We start from the raw sequence: 14,947 nt of genomic DNA on the forward strand, positions 1-14,947 counted from the left end.
CTGCTCACTGAAGGGTTTCCCGTTCGGTTGTTGAGGAATCACCATGCGTGACCGACGCCCGACTGGGCATGCATCCCGTGTGCATGTTCGAGGGGGAAGGTCGTCACAACGTGCAGGTGGGGGTTATGACAAGGCATCAGGCAGGGCTCGGCCCCGCGGGGAGCGGGCCCGTCCGGACACCTGATGCGCAGCAGGGGGACCAGCGTCTGCTGCGCAGGAGAGTGGGGCAGGCGGATCTGAGCGCCGTGGGGGACATACGCCGGGCGCTGAGGGAACTTCTCGGCCCGTCGAGGCATTCGGCGGCGGCGGACGTGGCCGAACTGCTCACCAGTGAGCTGGTGACCAACGCCCTCGTCCACACCGATCACGGCGCGGTGGTGACGGCGACGGTCGGCGAGGCCGGCCTTCGTGTGGAGGTCCGGGATTTCGTGGCCGCGCTTCCCACGCCGTACGTACCGTCCGCCGACGACGGTACGCATGGCAGGGGCCTGCTGCTCGTCCAGGCGCTGGCGGACGCCTGGGGTGTGCACGAGCACGGCATGGGGAAGGTGGTCTGGTTCGAGCTCGGCTGCAACGGGGCGGCGCCGCAGTTCTAGGTACCGACGGCTAGCCGAACTGCTGCTCCAGGTCCTTGAGCTTGCGCTCCAGGGAGTCGAGCCGGGGCAGCGCCTGGGTGTCGTCCTCGGCGGTGAGATCCACGGTCCGGGCCGAGGCGTCAGCGGTGCCGAGGGCCGCGAGGGAGTGCCGGGTGCGCAGGGGCAGCTGTCCTGGCTCGGCTATGGCCGGCTCCGCGACAGCTTTGGGCTGCGCGGAGCCCTGGCCGGAGCCGAGCGCCGGGACGCCGACCTGGCGGCCGCCCCTGCCGCGCCCCCAGGCCCGGTTCTGCCGGCTGAGCGCCCGGAAGTGCGCCCGGTCCAGCTTCTCCTGGTCGCGCCTGCGGAGCTTGTTCTCCTCCTTGGCGCGCTTGTCCTCGCGCACCTCTTCGACGGCCTCGTCGAGCGTGCGTACGCCCTCCAGGAGCATCAGCGACCAGGCGCCGAAGGTCTCCCTGGGGGCTCGCAGCCACCGTACGATCCGGATCTGCGGCAGTGGCCGAGGCACCAGGCCCTGCTCGCGCAGGGCCGCCCGGCGAGTCTGCTTCAGGGCGCGGTCGAAGAGGACCGCCGCCGAGAGCGACATCCCGGCGAAGAACTGCGGGGCGCCCGCGTGGGCCATGCCGCGCGGCGCGTGCACCCAGTTGAACCAGGCCGCGGCGCCCGCGAACGTCCACACCAGGAGGCGTGAGCCGAGTGCCGCGTCGCCGTGGCTGGCCTCGCGCACCGCGAGTACGGAGCAGAACATGGCCGCACCGTCGAGGCCGAACGGGACGAGGTACTCCCAGCCGTCCGTCAGATTGAGGTTCTGCCGGCCGAAGCCGACCAAGCCGTGGAAGGAGAGCGCGGCGGCCACCGCCGCGCAGCAGAACAGGAGCACATAGGAAGCGGAGCCGTACACCGCTTCCTTCCTTCTGCGGCGCTCCTCACTGCGCTCCCAGGAGTCGTCGCCGGTGGCGTTGTCACCGGCGCGCTTGCCGCGCGCGAGCACTACCAGAGCCACGACGACCCCCACGATCATCACGCCGCCCGGAAGCAGCCAGTCCAGCGATATGTCGGTCAGTCGCATGCGGTGTCCCTTGCATCGCGTAGGGCGTATCGGCCGCCATACTGCTCCTGCCGTACGGGGCGGCAGGGGCTTTCGGGGCAAGAGGGCGCCAACAAACGCGGAGGGCAGTCGGATAGGGGGGATTCGATCGAACTGCCGTGCCCGGCGCGCGAGTTGAGTTCGACTGGCGCTCACCCGGACGGGTGGCATGGATCCCGGGCCCAGCTCCGGACGCCGCCCGGACCGGGCGGGGGCTTCTCAGGAGGCGGCGCTGAGCCTCTCCACGCGCTCGGCGTCGCAGGTGCGCGGACAGGTCACGCAGGTGTCCTCGGGGCGCACGGTGTAGAAGAAGCAGCAGCTCGCCCGGTCGCGGGTCGGCAGGCGTCGCCCGTCGGGCGCGGTCAGCTCGCGGAAACCGGGCGTGCCCACGTACGGCTTCGTGGTGCCGGGGAGCAGCGCGCCGAGCTCGGCCATCGCGCGCGGCTCCTCGCCGAGCAGCGAGCCGATGTACCAGAGCCCCTCGACGATCTCGTCGGTCGCCATGCCCCACAGCGCCCGCTTGCCGCGCCGCATGCGCGGGCCGAATCCGTCGAGCACCGCCCCGAGGTGCTCGGCCGCCGATGCCCGCACCTCGCCGCGCAGCGCCTCTTCGTCCGGTACGACGCGGGCGCCGGGGAGCCGGGCCGCCGGGTCGCCCGGCAGGCAGGAGAACTCCCTTACGCGTACGGCGAGTTGGCCAAGAGTGCGATGGAACGTCACATCGGCGACCGGTACCCGCGGCACTCGGCGGTGCAGAAACCACGGCACCGTCACGAGGAGGCAGACGGGCCAGGCGTAACGGTGGAAGCCGAAGGACGCGATGACATCGGGGCGGGCCTGATGCCCGTAGTCCTGAACGACCTGGGCGTTGTCCCAGGCCAGGAAGGTGTCGAGGGCGGCGCCGCCGGCGGCGAGCTCCGCGGCGCCGACCCATCCCGCGCCGCCGGGCGCCTGCTCGGTCCCGGTCAGCTCCCTGATTCCCAGTCCGGGAAAGACCTCGGCCAGGCGGGCGTAGGAGTCCGCGACGGGGCTCGGCGCGGGGCTGGGCAGCAAGGTGGGGACGGCCATGCGGGACCACCGAATCGCGATCGTTGACAGGTAAGGCTTACCTTAGCGGATGAAGCCGATGTTTGAACTCGCGCTTTGTCCGCCTATGGTCTGTGTGGGGCAGGCGGAGCCGTAGGAGGCCGGGGTGGAACAGGGCAGAGCGCGCGAGGCAGTGGTGCCCGCGCACGGGTCACCCCGCGTTCCCGGACAGGGCAGGGCCGGCGGGCACCTCGACGACGCCCGCGGCGAGCACACCCACAGTGAGCCGCCGGCCCCCCGCACCGTCCACCGTCACTCGGTACGCGGCCAGATCCTGGCCGCGCTGCGCACCGCCCTGGTCGACGGCGATCTCGTACCGGGCGAGGTGTACTCGGCGCCGGCGCTCGGTGAGCGGTTCGGGGTCTCCGCGACCCCCGTGCGCGAGGCGATGCAGCAGCTCAGCATCGAGGGTGCCGTCGAGGTCGTGCCGAACCGGGGCTTCAGGGTCACCGAGCGCAGCGCCCAAGAGCTCGCGGAGCTCGCCGAGGTGCGGGCCATGATCGAGGTCCCGGTGATGCTGCGGCTCGCCCGCACCGTCCCGGCGGCGCGCTGGGCCGAGCTGCGCCCGCTCGCCGAGGCCACCACCGACGCCGCCGCGACCGGCGACCGCGCGGGCTACGCCGAGTGCGACCGCGCCTTCCACCGGGCGCTCCTCGCGCTCGCGGGCAACCAGCAGCTCGTCCAGGTCGCCGACGATCTGCACCGGCGCGCCCAGTGGCCGCTGACGGCGGCGCCGGTCACCCGCCGCGCGGACCTGGTCGCCGACGCGGCCGAACACCTGGCCCTCCTGGACGCCCTGTGCGCCCAGAACCTGCCGGTCGTCCAGTCGCTCGTACGGGAACACTTCACGGGCTCCGCGCTCTGAGGCCGTCCCGCTGAAGGCTGTGCCCGCTCAACGGCCGTGGCGCTGGACCCCGGGCCGTCACGGCCGCGTCCGCGCTGTGCAACAGCTCACACCGCGAGGAACCCGCGCCGTCAACTACCGCGTCCCAGCCGGTACTTGAAGAATCGCACGCCGGGGGGCCGTCATGCCGGATCCGTGGATGCAACAGCAGCAGATGCAGCAACAGCAATGGCAGAGCCGCCAGGCCGCGGACTCGGCCCGGCGCGCCTGCGACTACGGACGTGACGCGCACCAGCGCTTCGCCCACGGTTCGGTGCGGCCCGGTTCCTCGGGCCGCCTCACCGGCCTGATCCAGCTCGTCCTGCTGATCGCGGCCGTCGTCTACCTCGCGGGCCACCCCGACGTGCGGGCCTCCCTGTGGGGATTCGCCCAGCACGCCTGGAGCCACCTCGACGCGGTCATCGGCGACGCGCGTTCGGGTAATTGACGCTCTGTCAGGAGCGGTCGCCCGGGATGAACCGATGAACCGTCACATCGCGGCGGGCCGTGGCGGCGCAGCCCCCAGATGGGCCGCCAGCCAGGTGGGGACGCCGAGGAGGCGTACGAGACGGGCCGCCTCCGTGCGCAGCCGGGTCGAGGCCGGCTCCTCCTCGGTGTCGGCGAGCGCGGCAAGGGCGGGGGCCGTACCGATGAGGTAGCCGAGCTCCTCGCGGATGCGCAGCGACTCGGTGAAGCCGTGCCGTGCCTCCGCCAACTCGCCGTCGCGCAGGGCGAGTCCGGCCAGATGGCGCCAGGTGAACGAGAGCAGCAGGGTGTCGCCGTGGGCCGCGGCGCCCTCGTGGGCGCGGCGGTAGGCGGCGCGGGCGGCCTGCGGCGCGTCGGCGACGTTCTCGGCGAGCAGCCCGCGCCGGAAGTCGAGCAGCGCCCGGCCGCGGCCCGCGAGCGCGGTCAGCGCGGCGGCCCGGCCGAACGCGGAGCGCGCCTCGTCGGCCCGGTCCCGTACCCCGAACAGCGTTGAGGCGTACGCGAGATAGCCGCGCTCGCAGGCGGCGGCGCCGCGCTCCTCGTCGCTGCGGGCGACGGCCTCCGCGCCGCGCAGCGCCTCGTCGGCCTCCGCCCAGCCGGACTCGGTGTAGACGCAGCGCTCGGTCAGCAGGGCCGTGCGCTGGAGCGCGCCGGCCGCCGCTCCCGCATGCGGTTCGAGCAGAGCGGCGGCGTCCGTCCAGCAGCCGCGCGAGCGCAGCCGCCATACCGCGGTCTGGAGCGGATCCCCGTCATCTGCAGTCGTTCCGGAACCAGACATGGCGGTATGCGCCACGTTGCCCTCCCCGAGCGCGCCATCGAGCTGCTGAGTAGATCCGCATCTCAACACGGAATGGCACGCCGGGCCAAGGGGGGTGCGTGAATGAGTTCACAATCGTCCGACACTGGCCGGGATCGACTGTCAGCTCATACGAAGCGCCAGGAAGAAGTCCAGCTTGTCCTCGAGCCGGGACAGGTCACGGGCCGTCAACTGCTCGATCCTGCCCACCCGGTAGCGCAGCGTGTTGACGTGCAGGTGCAGTCGTGTGGCGCACCGCGTCCACGATCCGTCGCAGTCGAGGAAGGCCTCCAGGGTCGGGATGAGTTCGGCCCGGTGGCGCCGGTCGTAGTCGCGCAGCGGGTCGAGCAGCCGGGCCGTGAAGGCGCGGCGTACGTCGTCGGGCACGAACGGCAGCAGCAGCACGTGCGAGGCCAGCTCGTGGTGGCCGGCCGCGCACACCCGGCCGGGGCGGGCGGCGGCGACCCGGCGGGCGTGCCGGGCCTCCTCCAGGGCGCCGCGCAGCCCCTCGGCGGAGTGCACCGCGGCGCTGACACCCAGTGTCAGGCGGCCGTCGTCCGCCAGGCCCGCCGAGAGCGGGGTGCGTACGGCGGCCAGGAGCGCGTCGGCGTGCAGGCCGCCCTCGGCGCCCTCGGGCGTGACCGCGGGCAGCGGCACGAGCGCGATCGCCTCGTCGCCCGCATGGGCCACCGCGATCCGGTCGGAGGACTCGGGGCCGACCACCGCGGGGTCGACCAGGATCTCCTCCAGGAGCGACTGGGCGACCGGGCCGCCCTCGATCTCCGCGCCCAAGGCGCGCTCCCAGTCCACCCGGGCCACCACGACCTGCCAGTGCGGCGCCGTGCCGAGGCCGGGCAGCAGCACCGGGGCCGCGACTCTGAGCCGGGCCGCGATCTCGGCGGGTGCGGCGCCGGTCTGCACCAGCTCCAGGACCTCCTGGGCGAGCCGGCGGCGCACCGTGCGGGCCGCGTCGCGCCGGTCGCGCTCGACCGCGATGAGCTGGGTGACGCCCTGGAGCAGGTCGAGCCGGGCGGCCGGCCAGTCGCTCGCGTCGGCCTCGACGGCGAGCAGCCAGTCCGAAAGCACCGTCTCGCGCACGTCGCGGGCGGCGGGCGCCGCGCCCCGCCCGTTGTTGCGGATCGGGAACAGCGAGTAGGTCACGCCCTCGACGGTGGCCCGGTGCGGGCCCCGGCGGCCGGTGCGGGTGGAGCCCAGGTGCTCGGCGGCAAGGGCGGCGCCGACCGCCGGGGTCAGCGCGTCGCCGGCGCCCGCGATCTGGCGGCCGGTCGGAGAAAGCACCCAGGCCCGCAGGTCGAGGTCGGAGCCGAGCAGATCGAGGACCACTTCGGGGCCGCCGCCCGCCGGGCCCGAGGTCATCAGCCTGCGGTGGCGGTCCACGACCGCCGCGAGGTCGCCCGCGCGCTCGCCCGAGACCTGCCGTACGACGTGCTCGGTGATGGTTGCGAACGCGACCGACTCGTTCACCGCGAAGAGCGGCAGCCGATGGCGAGAACAAGCCAGAACGAGATCGTCGGGAATGGCGCCGAGCTCGGCCTCACCGGCCGCGAGGCCCGCCACACCGGCACCCGCGAGGATGCGTACGAATGGCTCGGAATCTTCGGCGTCCCGGCGCCAGGCGAGACCTGTCAGAACCAGCTCGCCACCCGTGAGGTAGCGGCTCGGATCCCGCAGGTCAGTGGTCATGACTCCCCGCACAGTGCGGTCCAGCTCGTCCTCGCCGCCGAGCAGCCGCAGCCCCAGCGCGTCGGTTTCCAGAAGTGCGCGCAGCCGCATCGCGTGTCGCCGCCGATCTGTCTTGATGTTGCCGTTGGAAAGCGGTGAGGTAACGGAGCACCGCCTTTCATACGAATCTACAAGACGTGAGCGGAGACCAGCCAACTCCTTCATGGTTTCGGTGACTGCACCCGAGGGATGCGGGCTTGTGTACTGATTCCACACCGCGTTAACAGCACATGAACGACTGAGATGTCGAGGGCCTGCCGTCCCCGGGACCCGCGCGAACGACCCCGAATTTGAGAATCGGAAGAGAGCCACTCATGGACTTCCTTCGCCCCGCCAGCTGGGAGGAGGCGCTCGCCGCCAAGGCAGAGCACCCCACCGCTGTGCCCATTGCGGGTGGCACCGATGTGATGGTCGAGATCAACTTCGACCACCGCCGGCCCGAGTACCTCCTGGACCTGAACCGCATCAGCGAGTTGGCCCAGTGGGAGGTCGGGGAGGACAGCGTCCGGCTCGGACCCTCCGTCCCGTACACCAAGATCATGGAGAACCTGCGGACGGAGCTGCCGGGCCTCGCGCTCGCCTCGCACACCGTCGCCTCCCCGCAGATCCGCAACCGCGGCGGTGTCGGCGGCAACCTCGGCTGCGCCTCGCCGGCCGGTGACGCGCACCCGTCGCTGCTGTCCTCGGGCGCCGACGTCGAGGTCGAGTCGCAGGCGCGCGGCGTGCGGCTCATCCCGATCGACGAGTTCTACAAGGGTGTGAAGCGCAACGCCCTGGAGGCGGACGAGCTGATCAAGGCCATCCACATCCCCAAGGCGGACGGCCCCCAGCAGTTCTCCAAGGTCGGCACCCGCAACGCCATGGTCATCGCGGTCTGCGCGTTCGGCCTGGCGCTGCACCCCGAGACCCGTACGGTCCGCACCGGCATCGGTTCGGCCGCCCCCACCCCCATCCGGGCGAAGGCGGCGGAGGAGTTCCTGAACGCGGCGCTCGAAGAGGGCGGCTTCTGGGACAACGGCAAGATCATCACCCCGTCGGTCGCGAAGCAGTTCGCCACGCTCGCCTCGGGCGCCTGCAACCCGATCGACGACGTTCGCGGCACCGCGAACTACCGCCGTCACGCCGTGGGCGTCATGGCGCGCCGCACGCTGATGTGGACCTGGGAGACGTACCGCGGCGGCAACGGCCGCACCCTTGAAGGAGCTGCATAACCATGCGCGTCAATTTCACGGTCAATGGCCGTAAGCAGGAGGCCGACGACGTGTGGGAGGGCGAGAGCCTTCTCTACGTCCTGCGCGAGCGCATGGGGCTTCCGGGTTCGAAGAACGCCTGTGAGCAGGGCGAGTGCGGTTCCTGCACGGTCCGCCTCGACGGTGTTCCGGTGTGTTCGTGTCTGGTCGCGGCCGGTCAGGTCGAGGGCCGCGAGGTCGTCACCGTGGAGGGCCTGGCCGACTACGCCGCCCACCGCTCCGACGCCCACCCCGGCGGCGGCTGCGCCTCCGGTTCCTGCGGTACGTCCATCGACGCCGCCAAGCGGTGGCAGGCCAAGCCTCAGGACAGCCAGACTGGAGAGGCCGGCGCGCTCTCGCCGATCCAGCAGGCGTTCATCGACGCAGGTGCCGTGCAGTGCGGTTTCTGCACCCCGGGCCTCCTGGTCGCCGCCGACGAGCTCCTGGAGCGCAACTCCGAGCCGTCCGACGCGGACATCCGCGAGGCGCTCTCCGGCAACCTGTGCCGCTGCACCGGTTACGAGAAGATCCTCGACGCGGTCCGCCTCGCGGCCGCCCGTCAGGAAGAGGCGGTCTGATCATGGCGCAGAACACCCGCACCACTCCGGCCGGTACGCCCACCAACGTCACCCAGAACCACACCAAGGGCGGCATCGGCGAGTCGACGCTCCGCCCGGACGGCACCCTCAAGGTCACCGGTGAGTTCGCGTACTCCTCGGACATGTGGCACGAGGACATGCTGTGGGGCCAGACGCTCCGCTCCACCGTGGCCCACGCCGAGATCGAGAACATCGACATCTCCGAGGCCGTCGCGATGCCCGGCGTCTACGCCGTGCTGACCTACGACGACCTGCCGGCCAAGATGAAGAACTACGGCCTGGAGATCCAGGACACCCCCGTCCTGGCCCACGGCCGGGTCCGCCACCACGGTGAGCCGGTCGCGCTGGTGGCCGCCGACCACCCGGAGACCGCCCGCCGCGCGGCCGCCAAGATCAAGATCGACTACAAGGAACTGCCGGTCGTCACCGACGAGGCCTCCGCCCTCGCCGCCGACGCGCCGCTGATCCACGAGGGCCGCGACGACCACCACGCCGGTCACGTCCCGCACCCGAACATCGTGCACCGCCAGCCGATCATCCGCGGCAACGTGGAGGAGGCGCGCAAGCGCGCCGACGTGATCGTCGAGGGCGAGTACACCTTCGGCATGCAGGACCAGGCCTTCCTCGGCCCGGAGTCCGGCCTCGCCGTGCCCGCCGAGGACGGCGGCGTCGACCTCTACGTCGCCACCCAGTGGCTGCACTCGGACCTCCAGCAGATCGCCCCCGTCCTGGGCCTGCCGCCGGAGAAGGTCCGCATGACGCTCTCCGGCGTCGGCGGTGCCTTCGGTGGCCGCGAGGACATCTCGATGCAGATCCACGCCTGCCTCCTGGCGCTGCGCACGGGCAAGCCGGTCAAGATCGTCTACAACCGGTTCGAGTCCTTCTTCGGCCATGTGCACCGCCACCCGGCGAAGCTCTACTACGAGCACGGTGCCACCAAGGACGGCAAGCTCACGCACATGAAGTGCAAGATCGTCCTGGACGGCGGCGCCTACGCGTCGGCCTCCCCGGCGGTCGTCGGCAACGCCTCCTCGCTCTCGGTCGGCCCGTACGTCATCGACGACGTCGACATCGAGGCGATCGCGCTCTACACGAACAACCCGCCCTGTGGCGCGATGCGCGGCTTCGGCGCCGTCCAGGCCTGCTTCGCGTACGAGGCCCAGATGGACAAGGTCGCGGCGAAGCTGGGCATGGACCCGGTCGAGTTCCGCCAGCTCAACGCCATGGAGCAGGGCACGATCATGCCGACCGGCCAGGTCGTGGACTCGCCGGCCCCGGTCGCCGAGCTCCTGCGCCGGGTCAAGGCCCGCCCGCTGCCGCCCGAGCAGCAGTGGCTCGCGGCCGGAGAGGCCGCGGACGTCCGCGCCCTGCCCGGCGGCCTGTCCAACACCACGCACGGCGAGGGTGTCGTACGAGGCATCGGCTACGCGGTCGGCATCAAGAACGTCGGCTTCTCCGAGGGCTTCGACGACTACTCGACCGCCCGGGTGCGCCTGGAGGTCATCAACGGCGAGCCCGTCGCGATGGTCCACACGGCCATGGCGGAGGTCGGCCAGGGCGGTGTCACCGTGCACGCCCAGATCGCCCGTACGGAGCTGGGTGTCACGCAGGTGACCATCCACCCGGCCGACACCCAGGTCGGCTCCGCCGGTTCCACGTCCGCCTCCCGGCAGACGTACATGACCGGTGGCGCGGTGAAGAACACCTGCGAGGCCGTCCGGGCCAAGGCCCTGGAGATCGGCCGCCGCAAGTTCGGCTCCTACCACCCCGCCTGGGCCACCGCCGAGCTGCTGCTCGAAGGCGGCAAGGTCGTCACCGACGGTGGCGAGGTCCTCGCCGACCTGGCGGACGTCCTGGAGGGCGAGGAGATCGACATCGAGCTGGAGTTCCGGCACCGCCCGACCCAGGCCTTCGACCTCGTCACCGGCCAGGGCAACGGCCACGTCCAGTACACGTTCGCCGCGCACCGCGCGGTGGTCGAGGTGGACACCGAGCTCGGCCTCGTCAAGGTCGTCGAGCTGGCCACCGCCCAGGACGTCGGCAAGGCGCTCAACATGCTCTCCGTCGTCGGCCAGATCCAGGGTGGTACCACCCAGGGCCTCGGCGTCGCGGTGATGGAAGAGATCATCGTGGACCCGAAGACCGCGAAGGTGCGCAACCCCTCCTTCACGGACTACCTGATCCCGACGATCCTGGACACCCCGACCATCCCGGTCGACGTCCTGGAGCTCGCCGACCCGAACGCGCCGTACGGCCTGCGCGGTCTCGGCGAGGCCCCGACCCTGTCGTCCACGCCGGCCGTCCTCGCGGCGATCCGGGCGGCGACCGGCCTGGAGCTCAACAAGACCCCGGTCCGCCCCGAGCACCTCACCGGTACCGGAGCCTGATCCCACCCCGGGGATCCCCAGATCCCTCCGGGCGGTGCGTGCCTCCCAGGAACGTCACACTTCCGTCGCCCGCACCGCCCGGAGCAGTCAAGTACCGCACCGCTCGCGGTCCTCGCAGTAATCGGCAACACCCGCAGTACCAGCACTACCAGCAAAACCGAGTCACACCAGCAACACCCGTAGCCATCTGCACTGCGGTACCGGTTCCGGTACCCCGGCAGGAGCAGACACCGTTCGTCTCGGGCCGTCCCCCGGGTCGTGCAGCCCACGCAGCATCCCAAATCCCGCAGCTTGTCTGACCTGAGGACTCAAGTCTTATGCGGGTGCCCCTGTGAACCTTGGGAGTAGGCACCATGACCCAGCAGTCTGTGGAGCCGAAGACCACCGCTGAGGACGCGGGCTCCGGCTCCCGTCCCCAGGCCGGCAGGTCTTGGCTCGACCGGTACTTTCACATATCCGAGCGGGGATCCACGCTGGCGCAGGAAGTGCGCGGCGGCATCACCACCTTCATGGCGATGTGCTACATCCTCCTGCTCAACCCGCTGATCCTCTCGACGCCCGATGTCGACAAGCACACGCTGGGCCACGCGGGCCTGGTGACCGCCACGGCGCTCGCCGCCGCGGCGAGCACTCTGCTGATGGGCTTCATCGGCAAGGTCCCGCTCGCACTCGCCGCCGGACTGAACGTCTCCGCGGCCCTGACCACCCAGGTGGTCCCCAACATGACGTGGCCGCAGGCCATGGGCATGTGTGTCATGTACGGCGTCGTGATCATGCTCCTGGTCGTCACCGGCCTCCGCGAGATGATCATGAATGCCATCCCGCTGGCTCTCAAGCACGCGATCACCATGGGTATCGGCATGTTCGTCGCCCTGCTCGGCCTCGTGAAGGCCGGGTTCGTGGGCAAGGGACCCGAGCACGGACCGCCGGTCACCCTCGGTGCCACCGGACAGCTCGTCGGCTGGCCCGTCTTCTTCTTCGCGATCACCCTGCTGCTGATCTTCGCCCTCCAGGCCCGCAAGGTGCCTGGCGCGATCCTGATCGGCATCGTCTCCGGCAGCGTCCTGGCCTTCGTGGTCACCAAGGCCGCGGGCCTGACCGACGCGGACTGGGGCGGCACCGCCCCCGGCCTCAGCGGCAGCGCGGTCTCCACGCCCGACTTCGGACTCTTCGGCCACGTCGAGTTCGGCGGCTGGGGCTCCATCGGCGCCATCAGCGTCGGCATGATCGTCTTCACCCTGGTGCTCGCCGGCTTCTTCGACGCGATGGCCACCATCATCGGCGTCGGCCAGGAGGCCAAGCTCGCCGACGACAAGGGCCGCATGCCGGGCCTGTCCAAGGCGCTGTTCATCGACGGTGCGGGCGGCGCGATCGGCGGCGTCACCGGCGCCTCCGGCCAGACCGTGTTCATCGAGTCCGCCTCCGGCGCCGGTGAGGGTGCCCGTACCGGCCTCTCCTCGGTCGTCACCGGCCTCTTCTTCGCGGCCTGCCTGTTCTTCACCCCGGTCACCCAGCTGGTACCGGCCCAGGTCGCCTCGGCCGCCCTCGTCGTCATCGGCTCGATGATGATGAGCGCCGCCAAGCACGTGGACTGGAGCGACCGTTCGGTCTCCATCCCGGTGTTCCTCACCGTGGCTCTGATGCCGTTCACGTACAACATCACCGCCGGTGTCGGCGCGGGCGTCGTCGCCTACACCGTGATCAAGGCGGCACAGGGCAAGTGGCGCGAGATCGGCGGGTTCATGTGGGCCCTGACAGCGGTCTTCACCATTTACTTCGCCCTCCATCCCATCGAGAACTGGCTCGGCGTCAAGTAGCGGCCGCGCCGCCGACGCCCTCCACCATCCGTAAGGAGACCGAACATGCTGGACATCGCCGAAGAGCTGAACCGGTGGGTCGAGCAGGGACGCGAGTTCGCCGTGGCCACCGTGGTGGCCGTCGGCGGCAGCGCGCCCCGGCAGCCGGGAGCCGCCCTCGCCGTCGACAGCGACGGCACGGCGATCGGCTCGGTCTCCGGCGGATGTGTGGAGGGCGCTGTCTACGAACTCTGCCAGCAGGCGCTGGAGGACGGCGAGACCGTCCTCGAACGCTTCGGCTACAGCGACGAGGACGCCTTCGCGGTCGGCCTGACCTGCGGCGGCATCATCGACATACTCGTCACCCCGGTCCGTACCACCTCGCCCGCCCGCGAGGTGTTCGCGGCCGCACTCGCCACCGCCGCGAGCGGCGAGGCCGCCGCGGTCGCCCGCATCACCGACGGCCCCGCCGACCTCATGGGCCGCGCCCTCCTCGTCCACCCGGACGGCACCTACGAGGGCGCCCTCGGCGGACACCCCGAGCTGGACCGCGCCGTGGCCGACGAGGCCGCCGCCATGCTGGACGGCGGCCGCACCGGCACCCTCTCGCTGGGCGCCGACGGCCGGCTGTGCGGCCAGCCGCTCACCGTGCTCGTCGAATCGAGCGTCCCGGCCCCCCGGATGATCGTCTTCGGCGCCATCGACTTCGCCTCCGCCCTGGTCAGGGTCGGCAAGTTCCTGAACTACCACGTCACCGTGTGCGACGCCCGGCCCGTCTTCGCGACGAAGACCCGCTTCCCCGAGGCGGACGAGATCGTCGTGGAGTGGCCGCACAAGTACCTTCAGCGGACGAACACCGACTCCCGTACGGTCCTGTGCGTCCTGACCCACGACGCCAAGTTCGACATCCCGCTCCTGGAGACCGCGCTGAAGCTGCCGGTCGCCTACATCGGCGCGATGGGCTCGCGCCGCACCCACCTGGACCGCAACGAGCGGCTGCGCGACGTGGGCGTCACCGAGCTCGAACTCAACCGCCTGCGCTCCCCGATCGGCCTCGACCTCGGCGCCCGTACGCCCGAGGAGACCGCCCTGTCGATCGCCGCGGAGATCGTCGCCAACCGGCGCGGCGGCAGCGGGGTCTCGCTGACCGGCGCCCACACCCCGATCCACCACGACGGCAAGGACACGCCGGTCGGCCGCATCGGTTCCGTCGCGTAGCCGCCACCCCGGTCAGCCGCCGCGCGTCAGCTCTTCGCCCAGCTCCGTGCGGGCGTAGAGCACCACCCGGCCCGCCCGCGCGCGGCCGACCAGACCGGTCCGGTGCAGCACCGCCAGATGCTGGGAGACCGCGCTCGCCGTGACGCCGAGGCGCCGGGCGAGCTCGGTCGTCGACGCCGGGCCCGCGAGCGCGAGCAGCAGAGCCGCCTTCGGCCGCCCCACCAGCGACGCGAGCGCGGCCGCGGGACGCGGCGGCCGGGTCTCCCACAACGTGGCCACACCCCGCGCCGGGTAGGCGATCGTGGGCCGCTCCTCGGCCCCCACCGGACTGATCGTGTGCTGCGCGAACAGCGTCGGCACGAGCCAGAACCCCCGCCCGTCGACCTCCGCGGCCATGTGCAGATCCCGGTGCACGAACAGCGTGAGGCGCCCGTTGTCCCACGTCGCCGACGGATCGAGCGAGGTGAGCAGCGCGGCCGCGCCGTCCCGGGCGAGCAGCCGGGCCCGGTGCACCATGTCCGCTTCGAGCACGGCCCGCATCCGCGGCCAGTGCGGGGCGATCGCCAGCTCCCAGTACGCCTCCACCACATCCGCGATCGCCTGCCTCAACCGCCGCGGATCTTCGGCCAGTTGGGCGAGCCGGGGCCCCAGCGGGCGGCTCGCGTACGCGGCCCGCACATCGAAGAGCACCTTGTCCTCGGGGGTCGCCCGCACCCGGCGCAGCTCGTCCGCGACGTCCGGCAGCGGGGATTCGGGGCGCGGTGTGATGAAGTCGGGTATCCAGCCGCTGCCGTCCACCGCGAGCCGGCCGAGCAGCTCGGTGTCGAGTCCGCCCGCCGAGGCCAGCGCCTTGCGCGTGCGGCGTATCCAGGGCAGGTGCAGCGCGTACTTCTCGGGCCGCCGCAGCGCCCACAGGCTGGTGGCCGTCTCAAGCAGCGGTGAGCAGGCGAAACGCATGTCGGCGAGGTCGTCGACGCCGAGTCGGTAGCTGAGCATTGAGGCAGAGCCTAAATCTCTGTCGCCCCGTCCCTCAAGGCCGTTGAG

13 protein-coding genes are annotated in these 14,947 nt (G+C 71.6%); 8 read left to right on the plus strand and 5 right to left on the minus strand.

Annotated elements, in window-relative coordinates:
• The first annotated feature begins 125 nt into the window (after positions 1-125).
• Positions 126-596 carry an ATP-binding protein gene (locus ABD346_RS12765; protein ID WP_344374573.1) on the plus strand — a complete coding sequence of 157 codons (471 nt, stop codon included), beginning with the start codon at positions 126-128 and terminating at the stop codon, positions 594-596.
• A 10-nt stretch (positions 597-606) separates the two neighbouring features.
• On the opposite strand, the gene ABD346_RS12770 is transcribed toward ABD346_RS12765, so the two are convergent.
• A complete protein-coding gene (locus ABD346_RS12770) occupies positions 607-1,662 on the minus strand; it encodes a DUF2637 domain-containing protein (RefSeq protein WP_344374574.1) in 1,056 nt (351 codons plus the stop codon).
• A 237-nt stretch (positions 1,663-1,899) separates the two neighbouring features.
• Positions 1,900-2,748 (minus strand): (2Fe-2S)-binding protein, encoded by an 849-nt coding sequence (locus ABD346_RS12775; protein WP_344374576.1) that lies wholly within the window; start codon positions 2,746-2,748, stop codon positions 1,900-1,902.
• A gap of 124 nt (positions 2,749-2,872) precedes the next feature.
• Between ABD346_RS12775 and ABD346_RS12780 the strand changes: the two genes are divergently transcribed.
• Positions 2,873-3,631, plus strand: a complete 759-nt coding sequence (locus ABD346_RS12780; protein WP_344374577.1) for a GntR family transcriptional regulator — start codon at positions 2,873-2,875, stop codon at positions 3,629-3,631.
• Positions 3,632-3,809: 178 nt separating this feature from the next.
• Entirely contained in the window at positions 3,810-4,097 is a 288-nt protein-coding gene (locus tag ABD346_RS12785) for a hypothetical protein (protein ID WP_344374579.1), read from the plus strand.
• 42 nt (positions 4,098-4,139) lie between these two features.
• On the opposite strand, the gene ABD346_RS12790 is transcribed toward ABD346_RS12785, so the two are convergent.
• Complete coding sequence (locus ABD346_RS12790; RefSeq protein WP_344374580.1) at positions 4,140-4,913, minus strand: hypothetical protein; 774 nt, start codon at positions 4,911-4,913, stop codon at positions 4,140-4,142.
• A 141-nt stretch (positions 4,914-5,054) separates the two neighbouring features.
• Positions 5,055-6,725, minus strand: a complete 1,671-nt coding sequence (locus tag ABD346_RS12795) for a PucR family transcriptional regulator (protein ID WP_344374581.1) — start codon at positions 6,723-6,725, stop codon at positions 5,055-5,057.
• A 263-nt stretch (positions 6,726-6,988) separates the two neighbouring features.
• On the opposite strand from ABD346_RS12795, the gene ABD346_RS12800 reads away from it, so the two are divergent.
• The 5 genes from ABD346_RS12800 (at position 6,989) to ABD346_RS12820 (ending at position 13,903) form a co-directional block, all read left to right on the plus strand.
• Positions 6,989-7,885, plus strand: a complete 897-nt coding sequence (locus ABD346_RS12800; protein ID WP_053726063.1) for an FAD binding domain-containing protein — start codon at positions 6,989-6,991, stop codon at positions 7,883-7,885.
• Between the two features lie 2 nt (positions 7,886-7,887).
• Entirely contained in the window at positions 7,888-8,481 is a 594-nt protein-coding gene (locus ABD346_RS12805; protein ID WP_344374583.1) for a (2Fe-2S)-binding protein, read from the plus strand.
• Positions 8,482-8,483: 2 nt separating this feature from the next.
• A complete protein-coding gene (pucD, locus tag ABD346_RS12810) occupies positions 8,484-10,889 on the plus strand; it encodes a xanthine dehydrogenase subunit D (protein ID WP_344374584.1) in 2,406 nt (801 codons plus the stop codon).
• Between the two features lie 353 nt (positions 10,890-11,242).
• Complete coding sequence (locus ABD346_RS12815) at positions 11,243-12,706, plus strand: NCS2 family permease (protein ID WP_344374585.1); 1,464 nt, start codon at positions 11,243-11,245, stop codon at positions 12,704-12,706.
• Between the two features lie 45 nt (positions 12,707-12,751).
• Positions 12,752-13,903, plus strand: coding sequence for an XdhC family protein (locus tag ABD346_RS12820; protein WP_344374587.1), 1,152 nt, complete (start codon positions 12,752-12,754; stop codon positions 13,901-13,903).
• A 12-nt stretch (positions 13,904-13,915) separates the two neighbouring features.
• On the opposite strand, the gene ABD346_RS12825 is transcribed toward ABD346_RS12820, so the two are convergent.
• Entirely contained in the window at positions 13,916-14,899 is a 984-nt protein-coding gene (locus tag ABD346_RS12825; RefSeq protein WP_344374589.1) for an ArsR/SmtB family transcription factor, read from the minus strand.
• Between the last annotated feature and the right edge of the window lie 48 nt (positions 14,900-14,947).

The organism is Streptomyces mauvecolor, assembly GCF_039532965.1.
Taxonomy (GTDB): Bacteria; Actinomycetota; Actinomycetes; order Streptomycetales; family Streptomycetaceae; genus Streptomyces; species Streptomyces violascens.

Bases quoted from the DNA above. Each gene is read 5' to 3' on its own strand.
- ABD346_RS12785 (WP_344374579.1), top strand. From the start codon at position 3,810: ATGCAACAGCAGCAGATGCAGCAACAGCAATGGCAGAGCCGCCAGGCC.
- ABD346_RS12815 (WP_344374585.1), top strand. From the start codon at position 11,243: ATGACCCAGCAGTCTGTGGAGCCGAAGACCACCGCTGAGGACGCGGGC.
- ABD346_RS12805 (WP_344374583.1), top strand. From the start codon at position 7,888: ATGCGCGTCAATTTCACGGTCAATGGCCGTAAGCAGGAGGCCGACGAC.
- ABD346_RS12765 (WP_344374573.1), top strand. From the start codon at position 126: ATGACAAGGCATCAGGCAGGGCTCGGCCCCGCGGGGAGCGGGCCCGTC.
- ABD346_RS12820 (WP_344374587.1), top strand. From the start codon at position 12,752: ATGCTGGACATCGCCGAAGAGCTGAACCGGTGGGTCGAGCAGGGACGC.
- ABD346_RS12795 (WP_344374581.1), bottom strand. From the start codon at position 6,725: ATGCGGCTGCGCGCACTTCTGGAAACCGACGCGCTGGGGCTGCGGCTG.
- ABD346_RS12770 (WP_344374574.1), bottom strand. From the start codon at position 1,662: ATGCGACTGACCGACATATCGCTGGACTGGCTGCTTCCGGGCGGCGTG.
- ABD346_RS12775 (WP_344374576.1), bottom strand. From the start codon at position 2,748: ATGGCCGTCCCCACCTTGCTGCCCAGCCCCGCGCCGAGCCCCGTCGCG.
- ABD346_RS12825 (WP_344374589.1), bottom strand. From the start codon at position 14,899: ATGCTCAGCTACCGACTCGGCGTCGACGACCTCGCCGACATGCGTTTC.
- pucD (WP_344374584.1), top strand. From the start codon at position 8,484: ATGGCGCAGAACACCCGCACCACTCCGGCCGGTACGCCCACCAACGTC.
- ABD346_RS12800 (WP_053726063.1), top strand. From the start codon at position 6,989: ATGGACTTCCTTCGCCCCGCCAGCTGGGAGGAGGCGCTCGCCGCCAAG.
- ABD346_RS12790 (WP_344374580.1), bottom strand. From the start codon at position 4,913: ATGTCTGGTTCCGGAACGACTGCAGATGACGGGGATCCGCTCCAGACC.